The organism is Synechococcus sp. 60AY4M2 (genome assembly GCF_002760375.1).
GTDB lineage: Bacteria > Cyanobacteriota > Cyanobacteriia > Thermostichales > Thermostichaceae > Thermostichus.
Map to the genome: position 1 here is coordinate 1,866,451 of NZ_AUMZ01000001.1, position 23,556 is coordinate 1,890,006.

Below are 23,556 nucleotides of genomic sequence, written 5' to 3' on the forward strand. Positions count from 1 at the left end.
GATGGTGTACGTACTGCATGGATCCAGCCCTTCTGTTCCCATCGCCTCAAGGTGTGGAGACACACCCCAAAATAATCCGCCGCTTCTCTCGGTTTTACATACCTAGCCATACCAAGCAGCCATACTGAACATATTGTACATTATTTTCAGTATAGTCCAGCATATCATTGACTAGAGTCATGCTCCATCGGGCTGCTTGGGCCTCGCTGCCCTTTGCACCACTGGTTGGAATCGCCAGGGATCCTTCTTCCAGTGAGATCGCCGCCAGCGTGAGGCGCAAGGTTTCCGCCTGCAATTGGGCTGGGCTGGCCAAGGGATAGGCCAACTGTTGCACCAGTTGGGGGCGATCCCCGCCGCCAAGATCTAGGCCGGGATCCAACCAATCCAACTGCCGCTCGCGGGCTTGCTTTTCCTCGACGCCGCCGAGGCCGAGCCAACGCCGAAAGCTGGGCCAAAGGTGCTGAGGCAAGGGTCGCACCCGCCCCGGCACGGCTCTGTCAAAACAAATGAGAAAATCCGCCTTCCAGCCGTTGCAGGCTGGACAAAGAGGCTGCAGGTTGGCAGCCGTGTTGGGCCCCCCACGGCTAAGGGGGATGATGTGATCCTGGACAGGGGCGGATCCCACCTCCGGCCAGGGCTTGCCACAGCAAGGGCAGCAGGGGTACCAACGCAACAGTTGCCAGAACTCGGCGGCGGCCACCTGGCCCGTCAGGTCGTAGCTGCCCCGTTTTTCCCTGGCGCGGGCAGCCTTCTGTTTCTGGCGTTCTCGGCTGGCACAGGTGGGGCAGGGATCCGGCCGAAACAGGAAACTATCTCCGCACTCTGGGCAACGATAGGGACTCGACATCTGGACTTGAGGCTCTAACCGGGCTAGAGGGCTTGCTTGGCCTGTTGCAGCGTCTGCTCAAACACCTCCAAAGGCTGCGCCCCCGAAAAAGAAAGGCCGTTCAAGATGAAATGAGGGGTGCCGCCGATGCCCAGTTGAGAGGCCAGATCCATATCTCGCTGAATGGCGCGCTCCGCCGCCCGGCTGCGCCGATCCCGATTGAATTTCTCCACATTTAGGCCCAACTTCTCGGCGGTAGCTACATAAAATTCATCCCCAAGCTGGGATTGGTTGGCAAACAGCTCGTCGTGGAACTCCCAGAACTTGCCCTGACGGTGGGCAGCCCAGGCCGCGCGAGCCGCCGCCATCGCCTCCGGGTGGATGCTGGTCAAGGGCAGGTGCTTGTACACCAAGGTCACCTCATTCCCGTGCTCGGCCATGAACTGTTTGAGGGTGTCGTGGGCGCGGGCGCAGAAGGGACATTGAAAATCGGAAAACTCCACCAACACCAACCGCAAAGCGTCGGATCCCAGTTGAGGAGAGTCTCCGATGACGGCACGCGGGTTCTCCCGCAACTGCCGGCCAAATTCTTCCGCCAACTTCTGCTGTTGTTGCTGCTGCTCTTGGTACTGCCGCTGCTGGTACTCCTGCACCGCCTCCAGGATCACCTGGGGGTGCTTGCGAATGATCTGCAGCACCTGCTCCTCCAAATCGGCTGGAGCTGCGAGGGCAACTTGGACAACGCTGCTCATCCCCAGCCAAACCAGCAGCGCGCCGAGGAACCCAGCTTTGGCCAAGCACTGTCCCCACGCGCGAAAAACCCTTGCCAGACTATCCATCCCAAAACCCCCTCTCGAGTATGCCCAGAGCTGTACAGCTCAACCAGGCTAACGCCAGATGGCGGCGATGTCCACCACGCTTTTGGGGGGATCAGGAGTTGGTCGCTTGGAGAAGCTGCTCCTTAATCCGCTGCAACTGACTGGCCCAACGGGGATCCGGCTCAAAGGCCCCTTCAGTCTCGGCAACGACATTGCCTCCACTCCCTTTGTTGCCCCGCTGGCGTTGCTTTTTGCTGGGAGCGGACTTTTCCCCAGACTCTTTGGAGTCTTTGGAAGAACCTCGGGGCTCAGGATCCCCGGGCGCCCTAGAATCCTTGCCAGCATCTTTGGCAGACTCCTTAGCTGGGGAGCTGGAGGCTGCTGCCCTGGCTTCGGCGTCTTCCCGTTTCTCCCGCCGCTGGGCAATCTCGATGCGCAGGTTGACATCGCCAAAGCTGTGGCCGTTGAACTTTTCGATGTACTGCTGCGCCTGCTCTTCGGTGCTCACGGTTACAAACCCGAAGCCGCGACATTTGCCTGTCCGCCGATCCCGAATCACCTTGGTGGAAATGACCTCACCTGCAGAGCTAAAGAGCTTCTCCAATGCCTGACGATCCACCTCTTCCGGCAGATTTCCGACATACAGACGAACGGGCATGATGCAGCGAAGCTCCTATCGAAATAATAACAAAAGGCAGCCAAAAAGCAAGGTGCTAGGTCAAAGGCGCTCAAGCCGACAGCAAATTTCAAAACCCAGTAGCCTTCGGTGGTCTATTGTTGCACCACAGCGGGGCACAAAGCACAACCTTTGCAAATCACAAGGCTATCTTCTAATTTACCTTAACTTGGAGCCACCCAGACGAGCAGAACGGTTTCCGTCATGGATTGCTTTGTACAGTCGGCCGCTGCAGCAGGCCCTGATCCCTAAGACAAACCGGTGGTGTTCAGGCGATCTCGATGTTGAAAAGGTCGGGCCTGGGGGCCTGTATAGTCGGCTACAAGATGGCCTCGCCCTCGCAGTTGGTAGCGGTAGGTCACCAAGCCCTCCAAACCCACCGGGCCGCGCGGCGGCAGCTTTTGGGTGCTGATGCCCACTTCTGCCCCCAAGCCGTAGCGAAAGCCATCGGCAAAGCGGGTGGAGGCATTGTGAAAGACCCCTGCTGCGTCCACTTCGTCGAGGAAGCGCTGGGCAGCGGCGGCATCTTCGGTCACGATGGCCTCGGTATGGCGGGATCCGTACCGCTCGATGTGGGCAATGGCTTCGTCGAGAGAATCCACCATTTTGATGGCCAGAATCAGGTCGGCGTACTCCGTGCGCCAGTCGGCCTCGCTGGCCGGGATCAGATCGGGCACCAGTTGGCGGCAGCGGGGATCCCCGCGCAACTCCACCCCCTTCTCGCGCAGCGCCTGCACGGCCAGGGGCAAAAACCGGGGGGCGATCTCTGCGTGCACCAGCAGGGTTTCGATGGCGTTGCAGGCGGCGGGGTACTGGGTTTTGCTGTCCAGGGTTAGCCTCACCGCCATGTCCACATCGGCAGCCCGATCTACGTACAAGTGGCAGAGGCCATCGGCATGGCCCAGCACCGGGATGCGGGTATTTTCCATGATGTAGCGGACAAAGCTGCTGGAGCCGCGGGGGATGATGAGATCCACCAGCCCTTCCAGTTGCAGCAGGGCCTTGACCTCGGCACGGCTGGTGAGCAACTGCAAAGATCCCTGGGGAAACTCGGGGATCTGCTGCAGCCCCGCCTGGATGGCCGCCATCAATGCCTGGCAGGAGCAGAGCGCCTCCGAGCCACCCTTGAGCAGGACGCTGTTGCCGGTTTTCACCGCCAGGGCGGCAATTTGCACCAGAGCATCGGGCCGCGACTCGAAGATCACCCCCAGCACTCCCAGAGGGTAGGTGCGCCGCTCCAGCACCAGCCCCTCATCCAGTTCCCGGATCAGCAAGGCCTGCCCCACCAGATCCGGCAGCCGCAGCACCTGCCGCACCCCGGCCACCGCGTCGGCCAATTTCTGGGCGTCCAACTTCAAGCGGGCGTAGGCCGAGGCGGACAGCTCACCGGCCTTGACCTGCTCCGCTGCCTGCTCCAAATCCGCCTGGTTGGCTGCCAAGATGGCCTCTTGGTGTTCCAGCAAAGCGGTGGCCATGGCCTCTAGGGCGGCATTTTTAATGGCAGTGGGCAAGGTAGCCGTGCGTCGAGCGGCAGCGCGAGCCAACTGCACCTGGGCCAGCAGGGGCGAGTCAGCAGCAGCTTCCGGCAGGCTGGGAGAGTCGGTTACAAGAGACATGGACTCCAGAAGAAAAAGCGCCTTTGCAAATGTGATCGCGAGAGCACCTTTGCAGGGATCCCTGTGCTACGTTGGGCACAGTTGGGCTGTACCATTTGCAGCCTACCAAACTTTGGATACCACCGGCTGGGGCAGGCAGCACTGCTTTGTCCCTGAGATAAAGTTGGGGCAGGGAAGAGCCTCTGGGCGAAACCCCCAAAAGCTGGAGATTAACCTCGACTTTTAGACCTTGTCTTCCAGGAGAGCCAATGAGAAAGCGTGGGTTTGTGGTGAGTGCAACGGCTGCAGTGGTCACAGCCGTGTCGCTTGTCGGGGTGCAGCTATCCATGCCGGGTTGGGCAGGGTTTCGCCGGGATCCCAAGGAAGTGGTGGACGAAGTTTGGCAGATTGTTAATCGCGAATACGTCGACCCTTCCTTCAACTCCGTCGACTGGGAGGCGGTGCGGCGGGATCTGCTCAGCCGAGAATATGCCACCCGAGAAGATGCCTATGCAGCCATTCGCGAAGCCCTGAAGAAACTGAACGATCCCTACACCCGCTTCTTGGATCCCGACCAGTTCGCCAGCATGCAAATTGACACATCCGGTGAGCTGACCGGGGTGGGGATCACGCTGGGCATGGATCAAGAGACCAACGAGCTGGTGGTGATCTCCCCCATCGAAGGATCCCCCGCCGACCGGGCCGGGATCAAGTCCAAAGATGTAATCGTGCGCATCGACGACAAATCCACCGAAGGGATGGACACCAACACCGCCGTCAGCCTCATTCGCGGCGAGCCGGGCACACGGGTGCGGCTGACCATCCGCCGCGAGGGGGAAGGGCTGAAGGTGTTCGACCTGGTGCGGGAGAGAATTGAGCTGGCCACCGTGCGCTATGCGGTTCACCAGGAAAATGGCCTGCCCATTGGCTACATCCGCATCACCCAGTTTTCCGGCAATGCCGCCGACAAGGTGCGCCAGGCCATTCGCGAGCTGGAGAAACAAGGGGTGGCCGCCTATGTGCTGGATCTGAGGGCCAATCCGGGGGGGCTGCTCTACTCCAGCGCCGAGATCGCCCGCATGTGGATCGACCGGGGCAGCATTGTCTCGACGGTGAACCGGCAAGGGGAGCAGGATCGCCTCACGGCCAACAACAGCGCCCTCACCGACAAGCCTTTGGCTGTCTTGGTGGATGGAGGATCCGCCAGCGCCAGCGAGATCTTGTCGGGGGCTTTGCAGGATAACCGGCGCGCCGTGATCGTGGGCACGCAAACCTTTGGCAAGGGCCTAGTGCAGTCGGTGCATCCCCTCTCCGATGGGTCGGGCCTGGCGGTGACCATCGCCCGCTATCGCACCCCCAAAGGCACCGATATCGATCACAAAGGCATCACCCCTGACATTGTCGTGGAACTGTCCGAAGAAGATCTCAATCGCCTCAGCCGGGATCGCGAGTTGGTGGCGACTCCCGCCGACCCGCAATATGCCGCCGCTATCCAGGCCCTCCAGGCGCAGATCTCGGCCCGCCAGCAACAGGCCAAGGAGCCAATGCGTTCCTCTTCCCTCTAGCCAGCGTTGGGGCCCAGGCTGCGAGACCTTGCTGAGTAGCGGCCTTGCGCTGGCGAGCAGGCAGCAGCGCGGGCCGGAAGTTGTTTGCGGAGGCGGTGAAGCGCGATGGCGGGGTTGCAAGCTGTAGGATCCATCAACTTAGCCGGGCGGGATCTGCTCAAACTCAGCGACCTGAGCCCGGCGGAGCTAGCGGCCTTGCTGGTCCAAGCGGCGCAACTGAAGCGGGATCCCTATCGGGTGGATCTGCGCGGCCGGGTGCTGGGGCTGTTGTTTCAGAAGGCTTCTACCCGCACCCGCGTCAGCTTTACCGCTGCCATGGCCCAGTGCGGGGGCAGCACCCTAGATCTGGTGCCGACGGCGATGCAGATGAGCCGCGGCGAGCCTCTGCAGGATACGGCCCGCGTTCTCTCCCGCTACCTGGACGCCATTGCCATTCGCACCTACAACCAGCGGGAGCTGGAAATCTTTGCCGAATATGCCGAGATCCCCGTGATCAACGCCCTCACGGATCAGTTTCACCCCTGCCAAGTTTTGGCCGATCTGCTCACCATCCAGGAGAACTTCGGCCAACTGGCGGGCCTGACCTTGGCCTATTGCGGCGACGGCAATAATGTTGCCCATTCCCTGCTGCTGGGCTGTGCCATGAGCGGGATCCACATCCGCGTCGCCACCCCCCCCGGCTACGAGCCAGATGCGGCAGTAGTAGCAGAAGCGCAAGCCTTGGCCCAGGGATCGCAGGTGTGGGTGTTGCGGGATCCCTACGAAGCGGTCGCGGGAGCCCAGGTGGTCTATACCGACGTGTGGGCCAGCATGGGCCAAGAAGACCAGGCCGAGGCGCGCAAAGCCGACTTCCTGCCCTACCAGGTCAATGCTAAGCTGCTGAAACAGGCGGCTCGCGAGGCCATTGTGCTCCACTGCCTGCCCGCGCACCGGGAAGAGGAGATCACCGCCGAGGTCTTGGAGGGATCCCAGTCCCGGGTGTGGGATCAAGCAGAAAATCGCCTCCACGTGCAAAAAGCGCTCCTGATCCAACTGCTGGGGGCAGGGTGATGGCCCTCACCCCCGGCCCCAGAGGGGAGCCTGTCAACGGTTATTGGCAGGGCGGCGGGCAGCGATGGCCAGGCTGACGTTGGGCAGTCGCTGCAGGGTATCCATCACCTCCACCACCTTGCCGTGGGAGAGAGCCAAATCGGCGTTGATCACCACCAGGCGGCGCCCTTCAGCCGGCTTCTCGGCCAGGACGCGTTCCACCTCTGGGATCAGGGCGGCAAGATTGGCAATCGCCTTGCGGTTGACGGCAATTTGGCCTTCAGCGGTGATGCTCACCGTAACGTCTGGCTGGCGGCGGGCTTCGGCTGTGGAGGCCTCTGGCAAATTGACATCGAGGGCCTCCGAGCGGGTAAGCACCAGGCTGGCGATGACGAAAAACACCAAGATCGAGAAGATGACATCGATCAGGGGCACGATGTTGATCTCGCCGGATCGAAAGTTTTCTTCGGGGATGCGCATAGGCTAGGAGGGCTCAAGGGGGGAGTAGGGAGGAAGAGTGGAGCTGCCGCTGGGGCTGGGCTTGGCGTAAGAATACTGGGAAAGCTGTTGGGCTTGCATCTCTTGCCGCTGGCGATGCAGCAACTCCAGCTCGCCGCCGTACTCCTGGATCTTGGAGAGCTGCCGCAGGTACAGAGAGCGGAAGACGTTGGAGATTAGCAAGGTGGGAATGGCCACGATCAGCCCAAAAGCGGTCGAGTAGAGGGCTTCGGCGATCCCCTGCCCTACCCCTTGCGTATCGGTGCCGCCGATATCCCCCAGTTGGATGGAGCTGAGGATCTGGATGATGCCGGTAACGGTGCCCAGCAGGCCCAGGAAGGGGGCAACGGTAATGACGGTGTCGAAGACCGTATTGAAGCGCTTCAGCAGGGGCACCTCTGCCGCCAAGGCTGTCTCCAGGGCCAGCTTAAAATCTTCGGGGCTGGCTTCGTTCAGCTCCAGGCCGGCCAAAAAGATGCGGGCAATGGGGAGATCCGCATTTTGCTCCAGCAGGTACTGGGCAGCGCGTGGGTTGCGGCGGTACTGGCTCAGGGCTTGCCGCACCACCTCCTCCTGCCGGTGGGTGACTTTCCACCAAAACAAGGCCCGCTCGATGCAACAGGCCACCGAGAAGACTGAGAACGTCAACAGGGGGATGGAATAGTACCAACCCTGGATCAGGAGCTGCAAGACTCTATCCATACGATCCTAGTTACCCCCTTCTAGCGGCAATTCACGCTCATCTTGTCATAGCACTTTCTCGGCAGGGCTGGGATCCCTTTTGAGTGGCTGGAATTGCACCTTCTGGCATCCTGGATCATCCCACGTGAACCCCAGCCACCTCTCCGACCTCTCAGTAGTGGCAACAACCTCCTATCCCCCTCCCGGCAGGGGCGCTATGCTGGGGCGTGGGATCTCCACCTGTTGGGATCTCCTAGGCAACTCTGCTCTCTTGAGATCGCTAACAACCGATGTCTGCTCAGCCCTTCCCACCTTTGGCTCTCCTAAGTGTCTCCGATAAGACCGGCCTGATCCCGCTGGCCCAGGCCCTCGTGCAGGAGCACGGCTTTCAGCTGCTCAGCAGCGGAGGCACAGCCAAGGCGCTGTCAGAAGCTGGGATCCCGGTCACCCCTGTTTCGGAGCATACCGGCGCGCCGGAGATCTTGGGGGGACGGGTAAAAACGCTGCACCCCCGCATTCACGGGGGCATTCTGGCCCGCCTGGAGCGCCGCGAAGACCGGGCGGATCTGGAGGCGCTGGGGATCCCTCCCATCCAGTTGGTGGTGGTCAATTTCTATCCTTTCGAGCAGACGGTGGCCCGGGCAGGGGTGTCGCTGGAGGAGGCTTTTGAACAGATCGACATCGGCGGGCCGACGCTGGCGCGGGCGGCAGCCAAGAATTATCCCCACGTTACCGTGCTCACCGATCCCAGCCAGTACCCTCAGTATTTGCAATTGCTCTCTAGCCCCTCCAGCGAGGCGGAGCGGCTGGCCTTTCGCTTCCAGTGTGCCCGCCGCGCCTTCGAGCAGGTACTGGCCTACGACCGCGCCATTGTCGACTACCTAACTCGCTCAGAGCTGTCCCGCCCCTCTCAAGCTCCAGCTCCTGCAACCGCTGCCGAGCAGGTTTTTCAACTGCAAGGGATCCCTTGGCAACGCCTGCGCTACGGGGAAAATCCCCACCAAGCCGCCACCTGGTATGTGGTGGATGCGGCTGCTCCCGGCTGGCATCGGGCCAAACAGTTGCAGGGGAAGGAGCTCAGCTACAACAACCTGCTGGATCTAGAGGCGGCCCGCGCCCTGGCGGCAGAACTGAGCCTAGGGCTGGCCAACGGCCCTAGGCCAGCGGTGGCGGTGATTGTCAAGCACAACAACCCCTGTGGGGTAGCCGTTCGCCCAACTCTGGCTGCCGCTTTTGAGGCGGCTTTGGCCGCCGATCCCGTTTCCGCCTTCGGGGGCATTGTCGCCCTCAACCAAACCTTGGATGGGGAGGCTGCCCGGCGGCTGGCGGAGCCCTTTTTGGAATGCGTGGTTGTCCCGGACTGCACCCCCGAGGCGGCTGAGCAACTGGCAGCCAAAAAGAACTTGCGGCTTTTGGTTCTGCCGGACTTTGCGGTTGGGCCGGCCCAAACCATTCGCACCCTGGCTGGGGGCTTCCTGGTGCAGGAGGCTGACTTGGCCCAGGGATCCGACCGCCGCCCGTCCTGGCGGGTGGTGAGCGAGCGCCAGCCGACACCGGAAGAGTGGGCGGATCTGGAGTTTGCCTGGACGGTCTGCAAACACGTGAAATCCAACGCCATCGTCGTTGCCCGGCAGGGGCAGACCCTCGGCATTGGCGCAGGCCAGATGAACCGGGTAGGCGCCGTCGAGATTGCCCTTCGCCAGGCCGGCTCGCAGGCAGCAGGAGCGGTTTTGGCCAGCGACGGCTTTTTCCCCTTTGCCGACAGTGTGGAGGCGGCAGCCCGTGCTGGGATCCGCGCCATCATCCAGCCGGGAGGCAGTCTCCGCGATGCCGATTCCATTGCTGCTGCCAATGCTGCTGGGATCGCCATGGTCTGCACTGGCATCCGTCACTTTTTGCACTAGGGCAGACCCCAGGCTCTGGCCCGCTCCGCCAGCCAGCCCTCAGCGCGCAGGTTCTCCAGCTCGCGGCGCACCCGCAGCCGCAATTCAGCATGCTCCAGCCCCTTGGGCAGGGCAATGCCCAGCCCCACCGCCGCCAACGGGGATCCCAAAAACTGAAACTGGGGGTGCTCCGCCAGCCACCCTGCCAGCACCGAGCGATCCGCTGCCCAGGCCTGCACCGCTCCCTTTAGGAGCAATTCCGCCCCTTCCCGGTAGGAATCCACCGCCACCAACTCAACCCCTGGGAGGTAGCGCTGGAGGTAAGGAATAGCAGCCGATCCGCGCAGGACGGCAATCCGCGCGCCGCCCACATCCGACCACCTTTCCCAGTTGTGGGAACGGGCCACAACCAAGCTGGGGCCATCCTGATAGTAGGGCGAGGTAAACTCCACTTGTCGCGCCCGATCCGGCGTAATGCCAAGCTGGGCAATAGCCAGATCTACCTCCCCAGCGGCCACTGCCTGCAGCCGCTTCACGTTGGCTACCGGCACCAGCTCCACCGCCTCCGCGGATCCCAAGAGCCGGGATCCCAGCTCGCGGGCCAGCTCGATCTCAAACCCCTGCAGCTTGCCCATGGGATCGCGAAAGCCCAACGGCCTCAGGTTGTCTTTGACCGCAATTCGCACCTGACCCGAACGCACAATCTCTGGCCAGGGGCGGGCAGCCGCAGGGATCCCCCTCCCCAAGCAAGCCAAGGCCAGGCCGGCTGCCATGCAAGACCTCTGGATTGCTGCGGCCAACGGAGACCGAGACCCCATCTCTTTAGGAGGCGCGGGCCTGGCGAGCTGCTTCCACCACTTGGGTAAAGGCTTCTGGATCCAGGAAGGCCAAGCGGGCCAGCATTTTGCGGTTCAGTTGGATATTGCCTTTTTTGAGGCCGTCGATGAACTCGCTGTAGCGCAGGCCCTGGGCGCGGGTGGCCGCGTTGATGCGGGCAATCCACAGGCGGCGAAAATCCCGCTTCTTGCGCCGGCGATCCCGGTAGGCGCTGCGCAGAGCCTTCATCACCTGCTGGTTGGCAGTGCGGAACAGCTTGGAGCCGGCTCCTCGAAAGCCTTTGGCTAGCTTGAGGATCTTCTTACGACGCTTGCGGGCAACATTGCCGCGTTTGACTCTCATGGCAGTAACCCAATACAGACGGATATAGAAGTTGGCGAGCCCCCGGCAAACCTTGAGACTTCAACCCGTCCCCAACGTGCCGAGGCGTCGGGGAAGCGGCGCGTAGCGCGAACAGGACCCAGCTAGTGGGTGTTGGGCAGCATCAGGCGCACATTGGCCAGATCCTGCTTGCTTACCAGGGCTACACCCGCCAGCTTGCGCTTACGGTTGCTGGTTTTGTGCTCAAGTAGGTGGTTGTGCCCGGCCCGGCGGCGCATAAACTTGCCGCTGCCGGTGAGGCGAAAGCGCTTGGCGGCTGCCTTGCGAGTTTTGATTTTGGGCATGGCAGTACCCCCAGAATGGGTGGGGCTGGAGAAAAGCTCACAGCCTCCCAGCATAGAGCAGGAAAGTCCAAGAAGGCAAATGCTGCCACCGGTCTTGGCTGCCCACATTTGCTCAGAGGCACTCAAAGACAGCCCTCCCGTGGCTCCAAGAGCAGCACTTGCCAGCGCAGCAACTGCTGCAACTGCGGCCAGCCCAGGGGAGACTCCAGGCTGTCTTGAAGGGCTTGGACGGTGCGGATCCCGTCCACCTGCTGCAGGAAGGCGAAGGCTTCCTCGCTGAGGGAGATTGCCTCGTAGGCGTAGTTGAAGATGCTCCGGCCCGGCCACAGGCCTAGACATGGGCTGAGGTGGGCAACAGCCGAGGCCACCGCCTCCGGACTGGTCCATTCCCAGCGGGGGAGGGGAGGCTTGCCGAGGAAGAGCTCGTAGTGGGCCACCACCGGATCCAGCAGCTCGATCAGGCGGTAGCGCTCCGGCTCTGGCAGTTGAGCCGCCTGGGCCAGCAGGGCCTCATCCTGGCCCAACACCCGTTCCAGCCGCCAGAACTCCGGGTTGGAAAAGCGCAAAAACTGCAGCCCGGAGGCGCGGATCAGCTCAAACAGGGTCTCAATGTTGTAGTCCACTTCCTGCGGGTGCAGGTACATGTCGGCAAAGCATTCGTCGTCCACGTTCTCAACGGCCCAGCGGGCGCGTTCCTGCTGCTGGATGCGGTTGCTCTCCGGCAAAATCCGGAAGAGGCGGCGGCCTACCTGTAGCCCTTGTTGCAGGTGTTCTGCGGAAGCCAGGGGCTGGTGTTCGGAGCCGGCGACCAGTAGGCGGATGGCCTTTTGCATCAGGCGAATTTCGTGGCGGCCCAGCTCGCCATAGACAAACAAATGCAGGATCCCGCCAGGGGCCAATTTGCTCGCCAGCGCCTGCAGCCCCGCCAGCGGATCCGGCAGGTGGTGGAGCATGCCCACGCAGTTGATGAAGTCGAACTGCCCCGGCAGTTGGTCGATGTCGTAAACGTTGAGCTGGCAAAACTGCACCGGCGGCGCCTGGGAAGCCCGGCAGCGGGCCTTGGCAATCTCCAGGGCGCGGCCGCTTAGGTCAAAGGCCCAGATCTCCGCTTCCGGGTTTTGGTGGGCGATGTATTCTGTCCCTACCCCAGAGCCGCAGCCGGCATCCAGGATGCGCACCTTGCGCCGGCCCGGATGGGATCCGGTGCAAAAAGCATAGGCCTGGGGCCAGCTCCAGCGCCAGTTCCACCCCGGCGGGGGAACGGTGCCGATGGGCTGTGGTGGGAAGGGGTAGAGGTCGTAGAGCTGCCGCACTTGCTCAAGGATCTGTTCGGCGTTGCGGGACTGCATAGGCTCTCCGGCCAGACTATCCAGACTATAGTGACGATATCCCCCTCACGAGATGTTCTGCCGCCCCCTATGGCTGTTCGCTCCTCTCACCCGTTGCAAGCTGGCCTCACCTTCGATTGGCTCAAACTGAGGGCTGAGCTCAAAAAAATTCTCGATCCCCGGCGGGTGATCAGCAGGCCGGAGGAGCTGCTGGTTTACGAGTGCGACGGGCTGACCAGCTACCGGCAAAGGCCGGCTCTGGTGGTGTTGCCGCGCACCACGGAGGAGGTGGCGCAGGTGGTGAAGCTGTGCAGCCGCTACCAGGTGCCCTTCGTGGCGCGGGGATCCGGCACCGGCCTTTCGGGAGGGGCGCTGCCGCTGGAAAATAGCGTCGTCATCGCCACCACCCTGATGAAACAGATCCTGGAGATTGACCTAGACAACCGCTGCATGGTGGTGCAGCCGGGAGTAATCAACGCCTGGATTACCCAAGCGGTGGCCGCCCAGGGCTATTTTTATGCGCCGGATCCCTCCAGCCAGTCGGTTTGCTCCATCGGCGGCAATGTGGCGGAAAACTCCGGCGGCGTCCACTGTCTCAAGTACGGGGTGACGGCCAACCACATCCTCGGCCTGACGGTGGTGCTGCCGGATGGGGAAGTGGTGCGCTGGGGGGGCAAGATCCCGGAGATGCCCGGCTACGACTGGGTGGGCCTGTTCGTCGGCTCCGAGGGCACTCTGGGCATTGCTACCGAGATTACCCTGCGCTTGCTCAAGGCGCCGGCCCAGGTGCAGGTCTTGCTGGCGGATTTTGACAGCGTCGAGGCGGCAGGAGCCACCGTTTCCGACATCATCGCCGCCGGGATCATCCCCGCCGGCCTGGAGATCATGGACAACTTCAGCATCAATGCTGTGGAGGATGTGGTGCAGTTGGGCTGCTACCCGCGGGATGCGGCAGCCATCTTGCTGGTGGAGGTGGACGGGCTGGAGCTGGAGGTGGAGGAAGTCGGCCAACAGGTGAGGGCGCTCTGCTTGAAAAACGGGGCCCGCCAGGTGCAGGTGGCCGTCGATGCAGAAGAGCGGGCGCGGCTGTGGAAGGGGCGCAAGGCGGCCTTTGCCGCCATGGGCAAGCTCAGCCCCAACTACTACGTCCAGGATGGGGTGATCCCCCGCAGCCAGCTAGCCTATGTCCTCAAAGAAATCGAGCGCCTCAGCCGCCAGTACGGCTACCCGGTGGCCAATGTGTTCCACGCCGGCGACGGCAACCTCCATCCGCTGATTCTCTACGACGAGTCGGTGCCGGGATCCCTGGAGCAGGTGGAGAAGCTGGGGGGTGAGATCCTCAAGCTCTGCGTGCGCCTGGGAGGCAGCATCTCTGGCGAGCATGGCATCGGGGCCGACAAGCGCTGCTACATGTCGGAGATGTTTACGCCCACGGATTTGGAGAGCATGCAGTGGGTGCGGCAGGTGCTCGACCCGCAGCACATCGCCAATCCCGACAAGATCTTTCCCACCCCCCGCACCTGCGGCGAGGCGGCCCACGCCCACCGGCAGCCGGAATGGCAAGGGATCCCGGTCTTCTAGGTGGCCTGGCGCTGCTGCTGCAGCTCGGCAAAGGCCTGGGCAAAGTCCTCCTGGCGGATGACCAGGGTCTTGGGATCCACCGACTCGGCAGTGGCCCGGTGGCGGCGAATGGCAGCAATGGCAGCACGGTTACTTAGCAGGGCCAGATCGGCCCCACTCCAGCCTTCCGTGCGCTCGGCCCACACCTCCAGATCCACATCTGGCCCTAGGGGCCGCCTGCGGTTGTGCACGGCCAGGATTTCCCGCCGCCCGGCCCGATCCGGCAGCTCCACACTCAGGTGCAGCTCCAGCCGGCCGGCGCGGGTGAGGGCGGGATCCAAGCTGGCTTTGCGGTTGGTGGCGGCCACCACCAACACCCCCTGGCTGGGGCGGATCCCGTCCAGTTCGGCCAGCAGTTGCCCCAGAACGCGGTCGCTGACGCCGCTATCGCCGGAGTAGCTGCCCCGCGCCGGCGCCAGGGTGTCGATCTCGTCGATGAAAATCACGCAAGGAGCGCACTGGCGGGCGCGGGCAAAGAGCTCTCGCACCGCCTGCTCGGAGGATCCCACCCATTTGCTCAAGAGCTCTGGGCCGGAGACGGCGATGAAGTTGGCCTTGGCCTGGGAGGCAATCGCCTTGGCCAGCAGGGTCTTGCCGGTGCCGGGAGGGCCGCTGAGGAGGATCCCTTTGGGCGCTTGCGCCTGGGCCTGCTCGTACAGCTCCGGGTGCAGCAGGGATCCCTCGATGGCCTCCTGCAGAACCTGCTTGGCCTGCTCCAGGCCGCCGATCTGATCCCAGCTCACCTGGGGCGACTCGATTTCCACTGAGCGCAACACCGCCGGCTTCACCTGTTGCAGGGCCTGCTGAAAGTCCGCCGCCGAAACTGTCAAGGAGTCGGGGATGGGGGATCCCAGATCCGGCACCTGCCGCCGCAAGGCCGCATAGGCTGCCGCCTGGCACAGGCCGCGCAGATCTGCCCCCACAAAGCCCAGCGTCTGATCCGCCAGGCTGTCCAAGTCCACATCTTCTGCCAGCGGCATGCCGCGGGTGTGGATGGCCAAGATCTCCCGCCGCCCCTCCCGATCCGGCACCTTGAAAATGACCTCGCGGTCGAAGCGGCCCGGTCGCCGCAGCGCCGGATCCAGGGCCTCGGGCCGGTTGGTGGCCGCCAGCACCACAACACCTTTTTGGGCCACAAAGCCGTCCATCAGCCCCAGCATTTGAGCCACCAGGCGCTTTTCCACCTCTCCCTCGACGGCGGCGCGGTTGGGCACAAGGGCGTCGATTTCGTCGATGAACACCAGACAGGGGGCCGACTTGGCCGCCTTTTCAAATACCTGCCGCAGGCGCGCCTCCGCCTCCCCATAGTACTTGCCGATCAGCTCCGGGCCGACGAGGGCAATGTAGTTCACCCCCAGGCTCTCGGCCAAAGCGCGGGCCGTCAGGGTCTTGCCAGTGCCAGGGGGGCCAACCAACAGCACGCCACGGGGCGGCTCCAAACCCAACTTGGCCAGCAGATCGGGCCGCTTGAGGGGGATCTCCACCAGCTCCCGCAAAGCTTGCAGTTGTTCCTTCAACCCCCCCACATCCTTGAGGCGCGGTCCCGGCCAGGTGTCTGGGCTGCCGGGGGGGTCGGCGACAGTGGCCTCAGGCGTAGGGTCAGCCTTGGGCGGCTCGCGCCAGCCTGACGTGGACATCACCTGAGGCTCGCTGCTCCAGGAGGGATCCCCCGTCTGGGCACTGCGGCGGCGGGGGATAGAACCAGAAGGGGGGATGGAGCTGCCCAGGGATCGGGCCTGGATGCGCACTTCGGTTCGCAGCCCCCCCGTGTTTTTTTTCTCGTCCAGCTTCTGGGCTAGCTCGATGAGCTGCTCAATACCCTGGATAAAGTCGCTTAGATCCGCCACAGCCCGGGTTTTCCGTCTACAAATGACCCACCAACAGAGGTTTTAGCCCATCCCTTGCCGGCTGAGGCTCTCCCCAGTAAGCCAGGGATCCGGCGCCGGCAAGCTTTCTGGTCAGCCCACAGCCTAGAGAGAGCGGGATTCAGCCACAGCCGAGATGGGGGAAGGGCTGGCGGAGAGCTTGCGCACCTCGGAGCAGAAAGAGGCCATGCTGAAGCCGCCGAAGCGCTTGACGGTGCTGGCCCGCAGGCGCAGGTTGGGGCTGGCAAACCAGATGCGCTCCTCCGACTCGGTCATCTCGTACTCGGTGTAGAGGGTGAGGGCGCCGTCCGATCCCATGACGTAGGTGCCGGCCACCGGCACTTTCTCGGCATAGCCCTGATCCCGCAACAGTTGCCCCCGCATGGGGTTGTCGGGATCGGGAATGGGAACCAGCACCACATCGCCTTTGTACTCTTCGTTGTCCCACTCCTGCTCCCCATTCCACTGCACTCGCGCCGCCCCCACGGCCCGCCGTGGATCCACCTTGAACAGCTCACAAACCTGGATAACTGCCGGATCGGCGGGCGAAAGGGTAGCAATTTGCATCCGCGATCTCCCCCCCTCAGAGCGGCGAAAGGCCAAGTGATGGCTGGTACGCTGACACATCCACTCGCCAGCGCTGAGGGCAAAAAACTCCATTACGGTCATCATGGCCGACGCGGATCCTCCTCGATAACAACCGAAATTTGCCGATTCTAACTTGCGCTGTAGCCGTAGATTGGCTCTTGCCGGCTCTGCTGTTCGCGCCAAAACTGCTCGGCAAAAGCCACCGTCGGGTGGAGGGGGGCGCGGGGTTTGCTGCGCAGAACCATGCCCGCCTCTTCGGGCGTGCGGTTGCCCTTGCGCTGGTTGCAGCGCTCGCAGGCAGTCACCACATTGTCCCAAGTGTGGGATCCCCCGCGAGAAAGAGGCACGACATGATCCAGGGTTAGGTTGTGGGTGCTGCCACAGTACTGACAGGTGTGGTGATCCCGCCGCAGAACCTCCCGCCGGTTAACAGGGGGCACTCGCCAGGCCCGCTCTTTGCCCTTGATGGTCAGGCGGATGTGCTCGGGCACCTCGATCACCTGGCTGGGGGAGCGCACTTTCCATACCGGCACATTCATCATCGCCAGCGGCTCTGCCTTGCCCGTCAGCAGCAGCACAATCGCCCGCCTAATGTTGACCCGGCTAATGGGCAAGTAGTTTTGGGAGAAGACAACGATCGACTGTTCCAGGACGTGGGTAGCAGCAGTCATGACTTAGCTCTTCCATTTGCCGCCATTGTCCTGAGAAATCCGGCGAATGACAAGGTTTTCCCGCAGTGGGCACCATCCAGGCGGATCCCCACCGTTCAACATTCCAGAGTTTCTGACGATCGGGAGCCGGACAGATGGGCTAGTATCCGGGTGATGGTCGGATCCCGTGCCTCCCATGACCTACCCGCTGCATATCGCCTTGGTTTGGCACCAACACCAGCCCCTCTACAAAAGTCCGATAGCGGGTAAATATCGCATGCCTTGGGTGCGCCTACACGGGATCAAAGACTACCTCGACTTGGTTCTGCTGCTGGAGCGCTATCCTCGCCTGCACCAAACGGTCAACCTGGTGCCCTCTCTGATTGTGCAAATCGAAGACTACGTGGCCGGCTCCGCCTTCGATCCCTATTTGGAGCTGACTTTATCTCCTGTCGAAAAGCTGACCCCGGAGCAGCGGCGCTTCATTGTCGAGCGTTTCTTCGACAGCCATTACCCCACCATGATTGAGCCCTATCCCCGCTACCGCCAGCTCTACGAACAGCGGGAATCGCAGGGGATCAACTGGTGCCTACAGTACTGGACACCGCAAGACTTCAGCGACCTGCTGGCCTGGCACAACCTCTCCTGGTTCGATCCCCTCTTCCACGAGGATCCCGAGATCGAGGGCTGGATCAAGATGGGATCCGGCTTTACCCTGGCGGATCGGCAGCGGATCTATGCCAAGCAGCAGCAGATCCTGGCCGCCATCTTGCCCCAGCACGCCAAGCTGCAAGAGAGCGGCCAACTGGAGCTGACCACCAGCCCCTACACCCATCCCATCTTGCCCCTGCTGGTGAGCGAGCGCTCGGCGCGGGTGGCTCGGCCCGGCTTGCCCCTGCCCCGCTACCCCTTCCACTGGGAGCAGGATGTCCACAGCCAACTGGAGCGGGCCAAGCAGATCTACCGGGAGCGCTTTGGCCGCGAGCCGCGGGGTCTGTGGCCTTCGGAGCAATCCGTGAGCCCGGCCATTGTCCCCATCGTGCAAAAGCAGGGTTTTGAGTGGATCATCTCCGACGAGGGCGTGCTGGGCTGGAGCCTGGGCCAACCCTTTCATCGCGACGGGCAGGGCCATATCCTCGAGCCGGAAAAGCTCTATCGGCCCTACCGTCTGGAGAGCGAGGCAGGGGATCTGGCCATTGTCTTTCGGGATCACCGCCTCTCCGATTTGATCGGCTTCAGCTACAGCGCCATGCCCGCCGATGCTGCCGCCAAGGATCTCATCGGCCACCTGGAGAGCATCCGCAACCGCCTGCCCCAGGAACAGCCCTGGCTGGTCACCATCGCCCTAGATGGGGAAAATTGCTGGGAGTACTACCCCCAAGATGGCCGGCCCTTCCTGGAGAACCTCTATGCCCGCCTCAGCCAGCACCCGGCGCTGCGCTTGGTGACGGTTTCGGAGTTTTTGGACCAGTTTCCCCCTACGGAGTTTCTGCCAGCCGAACAACTGCACAGCGGCTCCTGGATTGAAGCTGACTTTACCACTTGGATCGGGGATCCCGTCAAAAACCGCGCCTGGGAGCTCCTGGCCCAAGCCCGCCAGGTCATTCAGGATCACCCTCACGCCAATCCCGAAGCCTGGGAAGCCCTCTGGGCCGCCGAGGGATCCGACTGGTTCTGGTGGTTTGGGGCGGGCCATTCCTCGGCCCACGATGCCGTTTTCGACCAGTTGTTTCGGGAACATCTGCAGGCCCTCTACACCGCTTTGGGAGAGGCCGTGCCGGCAGTGCTGCAGTTCCCTCTCGAGGATCACGATGGGCTGGGGGATCGCCTGCCGCAAGGATTTATCCACCCGGCCATCAACGGCCGCCCCGCCGAACGGGAGTGGAGCCAAGCCGGGCGGGTGGAGATCGGCGCCGCCCGCGGCACCATGCACCGCAACAGCGTCGTCCGCCGCCTCTGGTACGGGTTCGATCACTTCAACCTCTACCTGCGGCTGGATTTTAACTCGGTGGTGCAGCGGCCCAAGCAACTGCAGGTGCTGTGGTTTTACCCCAACTGCGTCACCGTCAACAGCCCCATTCCCCTCCAAGGGTTGCCGGCAGAAGCCCCCCTCAACTACCACTACCGCCACCTGTTGAAGCTATCGCTGCCGCCCCCCGGCACCGGCCAGCATCCCGCCCCTGTCGAGGCTCAGCTCTTGCAGGCAGGGGAGTACCACACCTGGCACGCCATCAGCCACCAAGTGAAAGCGGTGGTGGATGCCTGTTTGGAGGTGGCTATTCCTTGGAGCAATCTGGGCGCCCAGCCGGGACAAGAGCTGCAGTTCGTCATCGTGGCCGCCGATGGCGAGACCTTCCAGGAAGGGATCCCGCCCAAGGCCACCATCGCCCTGCGCAGGCCTTGAGCGGCTGGCCGTTGATCCTTAGAATCTCTGGTTATGCAGCGCGACCTCTACCCGCCCATCGAGCCTTACGATCACGGCTTTCTCCCCGTCTCTTCCCTGCACACCCTCTACTACGAGCAGTGCGGCAACCCAGACGGGAAGCCGGTGGTGTTTTTGCACGGAGGGCCCGGCGGCGGCATCGATCCCCTTTACCGGCAGTACTTCGAGCCCAGCCGCTGGCGGGTGGTGCTGTTCGATCAACGCGGCTGCGGCAAGAGCCGCCCCTACGCCGAGCTGCGGGAGAACACCACCTGGGATCTGGTGGCCGATATCGAAAAGCTGCGCCGGCACCTGGGCATTGAGCGCTGGTGGGTGTTCGGGGGCAGTTGGGGCAGCGCCCTCGCCTTGGCCTATGGGCAAACCCACCCCCAATCCTGCCTGGGGTTTATCTTGCGGGGCATTTTTCTGCTGCGCTCGTTTGAGATCCGCTGGTTCTACCAGTCGGGGGCCAGCTACCTGTTCCCCGATGCTTGGGAACATTACCTGGATCCCATCCCCCCCAACGAGCGGGATGACCTGCTGGCAGCCTACCACCGCCGCCTCAACGACCCCGATCCCCAGGTGCGCCTGAGGGCGGCCCGCGCCTGGGCCATCTGGGAGGCCAGCACCAGCAAGTTGATCCCCAGCCCTGAGCTCATCGAGCGCTTTGGCCGGGAAGAGTTTGCCGAGGCCTTTGCCCGCATCGAGTGCCATTACTTCGTCCACGGCGGCTTTCTGGATCCTGAAGATCAGCTCCTCAGGGGGGTGGAGCGCCTGCGCCATCTGCCGGCTGTCATTGTCCAGGGGCGCTACGATGTGGTCTGCCCCCCCATTTCCGCCTGGGAACTGCACCAGGCCTGGCCAGAGGCGGAGTTTCATCTCATTCCCGATGCCGGCCATTCCATCACCGAGCCCGGGATCCGCACCGCCCTGCTGCAGGCCACCGATCGCTGCGTTGGTCTGTGAGCCGCTGAGATAGGCCGGGTTGAGGATCCCAAGAGCTTGAAGAATTGCTACAGAAATGCCGGCAAAACCTTGGGATCTAGCCCCAAAGCACGGCCAAGCCTATCGACAGTTGGCGATTTTGGGTTTATCACTGAGGGAAGGGCGGTGCAAGCTGCCCGGTTGATGGCTTCCGCTGTCTCTCTCGGGCTGGTCGATCCATCCCAATGCTTTTGCGGATCTCAACTTGTTATTCTTCGCCGTTTCCAGGCTCGAACTATGCAGAAACCGAACACTCTGTTCAAGCTTGCCCTCGCCCTGCCCGCCTCCCTCCTGCTGGCAGATGCTGTTGTGGCCTACCCCTGTGACTCGGTTGGGGGTGAAGCTTACAACTTCTACAGCCCCACGGTTCAGGTTGACAGTTTCGGGGCTCAGGTGTCGCCTGCTGTCGTAGGCAACGGTTTCATCGGGGTTGCCATCGAAGCGGTGGATGGACAGCCGGCTCAAGGCGCTATCAGCCGTCGCCTGTTCGGCCCTGCGCCTCGAGTTCAAGGGGTGCAGGTGGTTGGCCTGCTCCAGGATGGCCCGGCTCAACGAGCGGGTCTGGCCCAGGGGGATATTTTGATTGGGGTGGACGGGCAGCGGGTCACCTCGGTGCAACATGTGCAGCAAATTATCCAAAACACCCCCGTGGGCCAGCGGGTACCCATTACCTTCCGGCGCGGCGGACAAGTGCTATCGACGGTGGTTGTGGTCGGCGATGGCCGTGTGTTGCGCCCCTTGATGCTGCAGCAGCAGTGAGTGTTGCCAGGGATCCCTTGCTGAGCTCTCTGTGACTGCTGCACTAGGGACAGAGTGGGCAGTTTGGGCGGTTTGCGGCCTCAATGGGCTGCTGTTTTTAGCCTTGCTTGCCCTGATTCCTGTCCTCTTGAACCTGCGGTCGGCGCTCTGGGTTACGGAGCGGGCTATGGCTGATTGGCGGGAAGCCGCTGAGCGGGCTTTGGCTCCCACGCCGGCTGAGTTGCTGCGCCTGCGGGATCGGCTGCGGGAGAATCGCCATACCCTCGACCGCTGGCAGCGCCGTCTGCAGTTTTGGCAAGGGATCCGCAGGGTGGCTGTTTGGCTGGGGCGCAGGCTGTGAGGCGCATGGATACCCATCCCATCCGGCTGCAGGTGATGGCCAATGCGCTGGCGGGGATCGCCGAGGAGATGGGGGCGCGCCTCATCCGCGGTTCTTACTCGGCCAACATCAAGGAACGGCGGGATTGCTCGACAGCCCTGTTCGACGCCCAAGGGGCCTGTATTGCCCAGGCGGCCCACATTCCAGTTCACCTGGGAGCTCTCTCGGAGGCGGTGCGGGCGGTGGTGGCAGCCGGCCCGCGGCCCGGCGATGTGTTCGTCCTCAACGATCCCTACCAGGGGGGATCCCATCTGCCGGATATCACGGTGGTTACGGCCATCCCCGGCCTGCGGGATCCAGAACAGGTCTGTGCCTATGCGGTGAACCGCGCCCACCATGCCGATATTGGGGGGATGCGCCCCGGCTCCATGCCCGCCGACTCTACGGAAATCTGGCAGGAGGGGCTGGTGATCCCGCCGCTACGGCTGGCCCAGATGACCTCGACAGGGGAGCTGCGCTGGCAGGAGGATCTGCTGCGCCTGATCCTGGCCAATGTGCGCAACCCTGAGCAGCGGCGGGGAGATTTGCAGGCCCAGGTGGGGGCCAGCGCCGTGGGGGTGAGCCGGTTTGGCGAGCTGCTGGCCCGGTTCGGGGAAGAGGAGGCCTGGCAGTTGATTGCCGGGGTGATCGCCTACAGCCGACGGCGGATGCAGGCCCAGATCCGCGCTCTGCCCGATGGGATCTACACCGCCTGCGACTACCTGGAGGGCTACGGGGATCCGCCTGAGCCCATTGAGATCCGGGTGCAGGTAGAGGTCAAGGGGGAGAGGCTGCGGGTGGACTTCGCCGGCACAGCCCCGGCCACCGCGGGGAACCTGAACGCGCCTCTGGCCGTGACCCGCTCGGCGGTGCTCTTTGCCCTGCGCTGCCTGTTGGATCCCACTGCCCCCAGCAATGTCGGCCTGGAGGATCCCATCGAGATTGTGGCCCCGCCCGGCTGCCTGGTCAATGCCCAATTTCCGGCGGCGGTGGTGGCCGGCAACGTGGAAACCTCGCAGCGCATTGCCGATGTGGTGTTCAAAGCCCTGGCCCCGGTGGCCGGATCCCGTGCCATCGCCCAGGGGCAGGGCACCATGAACAACTGCGTGCTGGGCAACCGCCACTTCACCTACTACGAAACCCTGGGGGGCGGCCAGGGGGCCAGCCAGCAGCGACCAGGCCTGGATGGGGTGCACGTGGGCATGAGCAATACCCTCAACACCCCCATCGAAGCCCTGGAGCTGGAGTATCCCCTGCGGGTGCTGCGCTACGAGTTGCGCCCAGATTCGGGCGGCCATGGCCGCCAGCGGGGCGGGTGGGGGCTGATCCGCTCCATCCAGACCTTGCAAGATTGCACCCTCTCCCTGCTCACCGACCGGCGCCACCATGCCCCGCAAGGGGAAGAAGGCGGCGAACCTGGCCAGCTGGGGATCAACCTCGTCAACGGGGATCCCTTGCCCAGCAAGATCAGCCGCCCCCTGAAAGCCGGCGATGTGCTCACCCTCTACACCCCTGGCGGCGGGGCTTGGGGGTCCAGCGAGGAGGAGCAGGCACCCGAACCCACATAGCGCAGGCGAGCGAGAAACAACTGCTCGCAGCGGCGGAGCACATCATCGCGGCTGGCGAAGTGCTCCAGCCTTTGCACTTCTTGACCCTTCTCAAACAAAATTAAGGTCGGCAGCGAGCGCACCCGATAGCGGCGCGGCAGCCAAAAATTGTCGTCCACATTCACCCGCAGCACCTTGACCGCGCCGCCCCACTCTGCTGCGAGACGGTCGGTAATCGGCTGAATGAAGCGACACAGGCCACACCAAGGGGCACCAAAATCCACCAACACCAACCCGTCACTTGTCAAAAGTTCTTGATTAAAAGCATCTAAAGCAACTTGCAAGTTCATCACTCCCAGACT

General features: G+C 63.0%; 24 protein-coding genes. 9 read left to right on the plus strand and 15 right to left on the minus strand.

Features of this window, described 5'->3' with window-relative positions; translation table 11 throughout:
* From SYN60AY4M2_RS08140 to SYN60AY4M2_RS08160, 5 genes are all read right to left on the minus strand, one after another.
* On the minus strand, positions 1-110 hold a 110-nt coding region (locus tag SYN60AY4M2_RS08140), incomplete at its 3' end, for a MerR family transcriptional regulator (protein WP_346426261.1).
* The gene (locus tag SYN60AY4M2_RS08145) at positions 95-847 is read right to left on the minus strand and encodes an HNH endonuclease signature motif containing protein (RefSeq protein WP_099812688.1); all 753 of its coding nucleotides are present in this window, start codon (positions 845-847) and stop codon (positions 95-97) included. The genes SYN60AY4M2_RS08140 and SYN60AY4M2_RS08145, both read right to left, overlap by 16 nt.
* Before the next feature lie 23 nt (positions 848-870).
* Positions 871-1,623: a DsbA family protein gene (locus SYN60AY4M2_RS08150; RefSeq protein WP_228375373.1), complete on the minus strand. Its 753-nt coding sequence runs from the start codon at positions 1,621-1,623 to the stop codon at positions 871-873.
* 133 nt (positions 1,624-1,756) lie between these two features.
* Positions 1,757-2,302, minus strand: a complete 546-nt coding sequence (locus SYN60AY4M2_RS08155) for an RNA-binding protein (protein WP_099812689.1) — start codon at positions 2,300-2,302, stop codon at positions 1,757-1,759.
* Positions 2,303-2,568: 266 nt separating this feature from the next.
* Positions 2,569-3,936 (minus strand): glutamate-5-semialdehyde dehydrogenase, encoded by a 1,368-nt coding sequence (locus SYN60AY4M2_RS08160; RefSeq protein ID WP_099812690.1) that lies wholly within the window; start codon positions 3,934-3,936, stop codon positions 2,569-2,571.
* A 248-nt stretch (positions 3,937-4,184) separates the two neighbouring features.
* Between SYN60AY4M2_RS08160 and ctpC the strand changes: the two genes are divergently transcribed.
* Both ctpC and argF read left to right on the plus strand, forming a co-directional pair.
* Complete coding sequence (gene ctpC / locus SYN60AY4M2_RS08165) at positions 4,185-5,480, plus strand: carboxyl-terminal processing protease CtpC (protein ID WP_011431590.1); 1,296 nt, start codon at positions 4,185-4,187, stop codon at positions 5,478-5,480.
* A gap of 132 nt (positions 5,481-5,612) precedes the next feature.
* Positions 5,613-6,530, plus strand: coding sequence for an ornithine carbamoyltransferase (gene argF / locus SYN60AY4M2_RS08170; RefSeq protein ID WP_187147178.1), 918 nt, complete (start codon positions 5,613-5,615; stop codon positions 6,528-6,530).
* Positions 6,531-6,563: 33 nt separating this feature from the next.
* Here the strand turns inward: argF and SYN60AY4M2_RS08175 are convergent, their stop codons facing one another.
* Together SYN60AY4M2_RS08175 and SYN60AY4M2_RS08180 are read right to left on the minus strand one after the other, a co-directional pair.
* A complete protein-coding gene (locus SYN60AY4M2_RS08175) occupies positions 6,564-6,989 on the minus strand; it encodes a biopolymer transporter ExbD (protein WP_011431588.1) in 426 nt (141 codons plus the stop codon).
* A gap of 3 nt (positions 6,990-6,992) precedes the next feature.
* A complete protein-coding gene (locus tag SYN60AY4M2_RS08180) occupies positions 6,993-7,709 on the minus strand; it encodes a MotA/TolQ/ExbB proton channel family protein (protein ID WP_011431587.1) in 717 nt (238 codons plus the stop codon).
* Between the two features lie 269 nt (positions 7,710-7,978).
* On the opposite strand from SYN60AY4M2_RS08180, the gene purH reads away from it, so the two are divergent.
* A complete protein-coding gene (gene purH / locus SYN60AY4M2_RS08185) occupies positions 7,979-9,592 on the plus strand; it encodes a bifunctional phosphoribosylaminoimidazolecarboxamide formyltransferase/IMP cyclohydrolase (protein ID WP_099812691.1) in 1,614 nt (537 codons plus the stop codon).
* Here the strand turns inward: purH and SYN60AY4M2_RS08190 are convergent.
* The 4 genes from SYN60AY4M2_RS08190 to SYN60AY4M2_RS08205 all read right to left on the minus strand — a co-directional run bounded on the left by SYN60AY4M2_RS08190 (position 9,589) and on the right by SYN60AY4M2_RS08205 (position 12,422).
* Positions 9,589-10,344 carry a transporter substrate-binding domain-containing protein gene (locus SYN60AY4M2_RS08190; protein ID WP_071813541.1) on the minus strand — a complete coding sequence of 252 codons (756 nt, stop codon included), beginning with the start codon at positions 10,342-10,344 and terminating at the stop codon, positions 9,589-9,591. The two genes, purH and SYN60AY4M2_RS08190, sit on opposite strands and share 4 nt — an antisense overlap.
* Before the next feature lie 49 nt (positions 10,345-10,393).
* Positions 10,394-10,750, minus strand: coding sequence for a 50S ribosomal protein L20 (gene rplT, locus SYN60AY4M2_RS08195; protein ID WP_011431584.1), 357 nt, complete (start codon positions 10,748-10,750; stop codon positions 10,394-10,396).
* A gap of 122 nt (positions 10,751-10,872) precedes the next feature.
* A complete protein-coding gene (gene rpmI, locus SYN60AY4M2_RS08200; RefSeq protein ID WP_011431583.1) occupies positions 10,873-11,073 on the minus strand; it encodes a 50S ribosomal protein L35 in 201 nt (66 codons plus the stop codon).
* 122 nt (positions 11,074-11,195) lie between these two features.
* On the minus strand, positions 11,196-12,422 hold the full coding sequence (locus SYN60AY4M2_RS08205; protein WP_049749799.1) for a class I SAM-dependent methyltransferase: 1,227 nt from the start codon (positions 12,420-12,422) through the stop codon (positions 11,196-11,198).
* Positions 12,423-12,491: 69 nt separating this feature from the next.
* On the opposite strand from SYN60AY4M2_RS08205, the gene glcD reads away from it, so the two are divergent.
* The gene (gene glcD, locus SYN60AY4M2_RS08210; protein ID WP_240527783.1) at positions 12,492-13,982 is read left to right on the plus strand and encodes a glycolate oxidase subunit GlcD; all 1,491 of its coding nucleotides are present in this window, start codon (positions 12,492-12,494) and stop codon (positions 13,980-13,982) included.
* Here the strand turns inward: glcD and SYN60AY4M2_RS08215 are convergent.
* From SYN60AY4M2_RS08215 to SYN60AY4M2_RS08225, 3 genes are all read right to left on the minus strand, one after another.
* Positions 13,979-15,868: an AAA family ATPase gene (locus SYN60AY4M2_RS08215; RefSeq protein WP_099812692.1), complete on the minus strand. Its 1,890-nt coding sequence runs from the start codon at positions 15,866-15,868 to the stop codon at positions 13,979-13,981. The two genes, glcD and SYN60AY4M2_RS08215, sit on opposite strands and share 4 nt — an antisense overlap.
* A 123-nt stretch (positions 15,869-15,991) precedes the next feature.
* Positions 15,992-16,555 (minus strand): phycobiliprotein lyase, encoded by a 564-nt coding sequence (locus SYN60AY4M2_RS08220; protein ID WP_011431579.1) that lies wholly within the window; start codon positions 16,553-16,555, stop codon positions 15,992-15,994.
* A 47-nt stretch (positions 16,556-16,602) separates the two neighbouring features.
* Positions 16,603-17,145, minus strand: a complete 543-nt coding sequence (locus tag SYN60AY4M2_RS08225; RefSeq protein WP_011431578.1) for an HNH endonuclease — start codon at positions 17,143-17,145, stop codon at positions 16,603-16,605.
* 175 nt (positions 17,146-17,320) lie between these two features.
* On the opposite strand from SYN60AY4M2_RS08225, the gene SYN60AY4M2_RS08230 reads away from it, so the two are divergent.
* From SYN60AY4M2_RS08230 to SYN60AY4M2_RS08250, 5 genes are all read left to right on the plus strand, one after another.
* Positions 17,321-19,528: a glycoside hydrolase gene (locus SYN60AY4M2_RS08230; RefSeq protein WP_099812693.1), complete on the plus strand. Its 2,208-nt coding sequence runs from the start codon at positions 17,321-17,323 to the stop codon at positions 19,526-19,528.
* Positions 19,529-19,561: 33 nt separating this feature from the next.
* Complete coding sequence (pip, locus tag SYN60AY4M2_RS08235) at positions 19,562-20,512, plus strand: prolyl aminopeptidase (protein ID WP_011431576.1); 951 nt, start codon at positions 19,562-19,564, stop codon at positions 20,510-20,512.
* A gap of 255 nt (positions 20,513-20,767) precedes the next feature.
* A complete protein-coding gene (locus SYN60AY4M2_RS08240) occupies positions 20,768-21,289 on the plus strand; it encodes a PDZ domain-containing protein (RefSeq protein WP_240527784.1) in 522 nt (173 codons plus the stop codon).
* Between the two features lie 31 nt (positions 21,290-21,320).
* Complete coding sequence (locus SYN60AY4M2_RS08245; RefSeq protein ID WP_099812695.1) at positions 21,321-21,629, plus strand: hypothetical protein; 309 nt, start codon at positions 21,321-21,323, stop codon at positions 21,627-21,629.
* Positions 21,630-21,634: 5 nt separating this feature from the next.
* Complete coding sequence (locus tag SYN60AY4M2_RS08250) at positions 21,635-23,215, plus strand: hydantoinase B/oxoprolinase family protein (RefSeq protein ID WP_041439269.1); 1,581 nt, start codon at positions 21,635-21,637, stop codon at positions 23,213-23,215.
* Here SYN60AY4M2_RS08250 and SYN60AY4M2_RS08255 read toward each other — a convergent pair.
* Positions 23,152-23,544, minus strand: coding sequence for a thioredoxin domain-containing protein (locus tag SYN60AY4M2_RS08255; protein ID WP_011431572.1), 393 nt, complete (start codon positions 23,542-23,544; stop codon positions 23,152-23,154). The two genes, SYN60AY4M2_RS08250 and SYN60AY4M2_RS08255, sit on opposite strands and share 64 nt — an antisense overlap.
* Positions 23,545-23,556: the final 12 nt, after the last annotated feature.

Coding starts and splice junctions, on each gene's coding strand:
- SYN60AY4M2_RS08145 (WP_099812688.1), bottom strand. CDS start 847: ATGTCGAGTCCCTATCGTTGCCCAGAGTGCGGAGATAGTTTCCTGTTT.
- SYN60AY4M2_RS08155 (WP_099812689.1), bottom strand. CDS start 2,302: ATGCCCGTTCGTCTGTATGTCGGAAATCTGCCGGAAGAGGTGGATCGT.
- SYN60AY4M2_RS08160 (WP_099812690.1), bottom strand. CDS start 3,936: ATGTCTCTTGTAACCGACTCTCCCAGCCTGCCGGAAGCTGCTGCTGAC.
- ctpC (WP_011431590.1), top strand. CDS start 4,185: ATGAGAAAGCGTGGGTTTGTGGTGAGTGCAACGGCTGCAGTGGTCACA.
- SYN60AY4M2_RS08175 (WP_011431588.1), bottom strand. CDS start 6,989: ATGCGCATCCCCGAAGAAAACTTTCGATCCGGCGAGATCAACATCGTG.
- SYN60AY4M2_RS08180 (WP_011431587.1), bottom strand. CDS start 7,709: ATGGATAGAGTCTTGCAGCTCCTGATCCAGGGTTGGTACTATTCCATC.
- purH (WP_099812691.1), top strand. CDS start 7,979: ATGTCTGCTCAGCCCTTCCCACCTTTGGCTCTCCTAAGTGTCTCCGAT.
- SYN60AY4M2_RS08190 (WP_071813541.1), bottom strand. CDS start 10,344: ATGGCAGCCGGCCTGGCCTTGGCTTGCTTGGGGAGGGGGATCCCTGCG.
- rplT (WP_011431584.1), bottom strand. CDS start 10,750: ATGAGAGTCAAACGCGGCAATGTTGCCCGCAAGCGTCGTAAGAAGATC.
- rpmI (WP_011431583.1), bottom strand. CDS start 11,073: ATGCCCAAAATCAAAACTCGCAAGGCAGCCGCCAAGCGCTTTCGCCTC.
- SYN60AY4M2_RS08205 (WP_049749799.1), bottom strand. CDS start 12,422: ATGCAGTCCCGCAACGCCGAACAGATCCTTGAGCAAGTGCGGCAGCTC.
- glcD (WP_240527783.1), top strand. CDS start 12,492: ATGGCTGTTCGCTCCTCTCACCCGTTGCAAGCTGGCCTCACCTTCGAT.
- SYN60AY4M2_RS08220 (WP_011431579.1), bottom strand. CDS start 16,555: ATGACCGTAATGGAGTTTTTTGCCCTCAGCGCTGGCGAGTGGATGTGT.
- SYN60AY4M2_RS08225 (WP_011431578.1), bottom strand. CDS start 17,145: ATGACTGCTGCTACCCACGTCCTGGAACAGTCGATCGTTGTCTTCTCC.
- SYN60AY4M2_RS08230 (WP_099812693.1), top strand. CDS start 17,321: ATGACCTACCCGCTGCATATCGCCTTGGTTTGGCACCAACACCAGCCC.
- pip (WP_011431576.1), top strand. CDS start 19,562: ATGCAGCGCGACCTCTACCCGCCCATCGAGCCTTACGATCACGGCTTT.
- SYN60AY4M2_RS08240 (WP_240527784.1), top strand. CDS start 20,768: ATGCAGAAACCGAACACTCTGTTCAAGCTTGCCCTCGCCCTGCCCGCC.
- SYN60AY4M2_RS08250 (WP_041439269.1), top strand. CDS start 21,635: ATGGATACCCATCCCATCCGGCTGCAGGTGATGGCCAATGCGCTGGCG.
- SYN60AY4M2_RS08255 (WP_011431572.1), bottom strand. CDS start 23,544: ATGAACTTGCAAGTTGCTTTAGATGCTTTTAATCAAGAACTTTTGACA.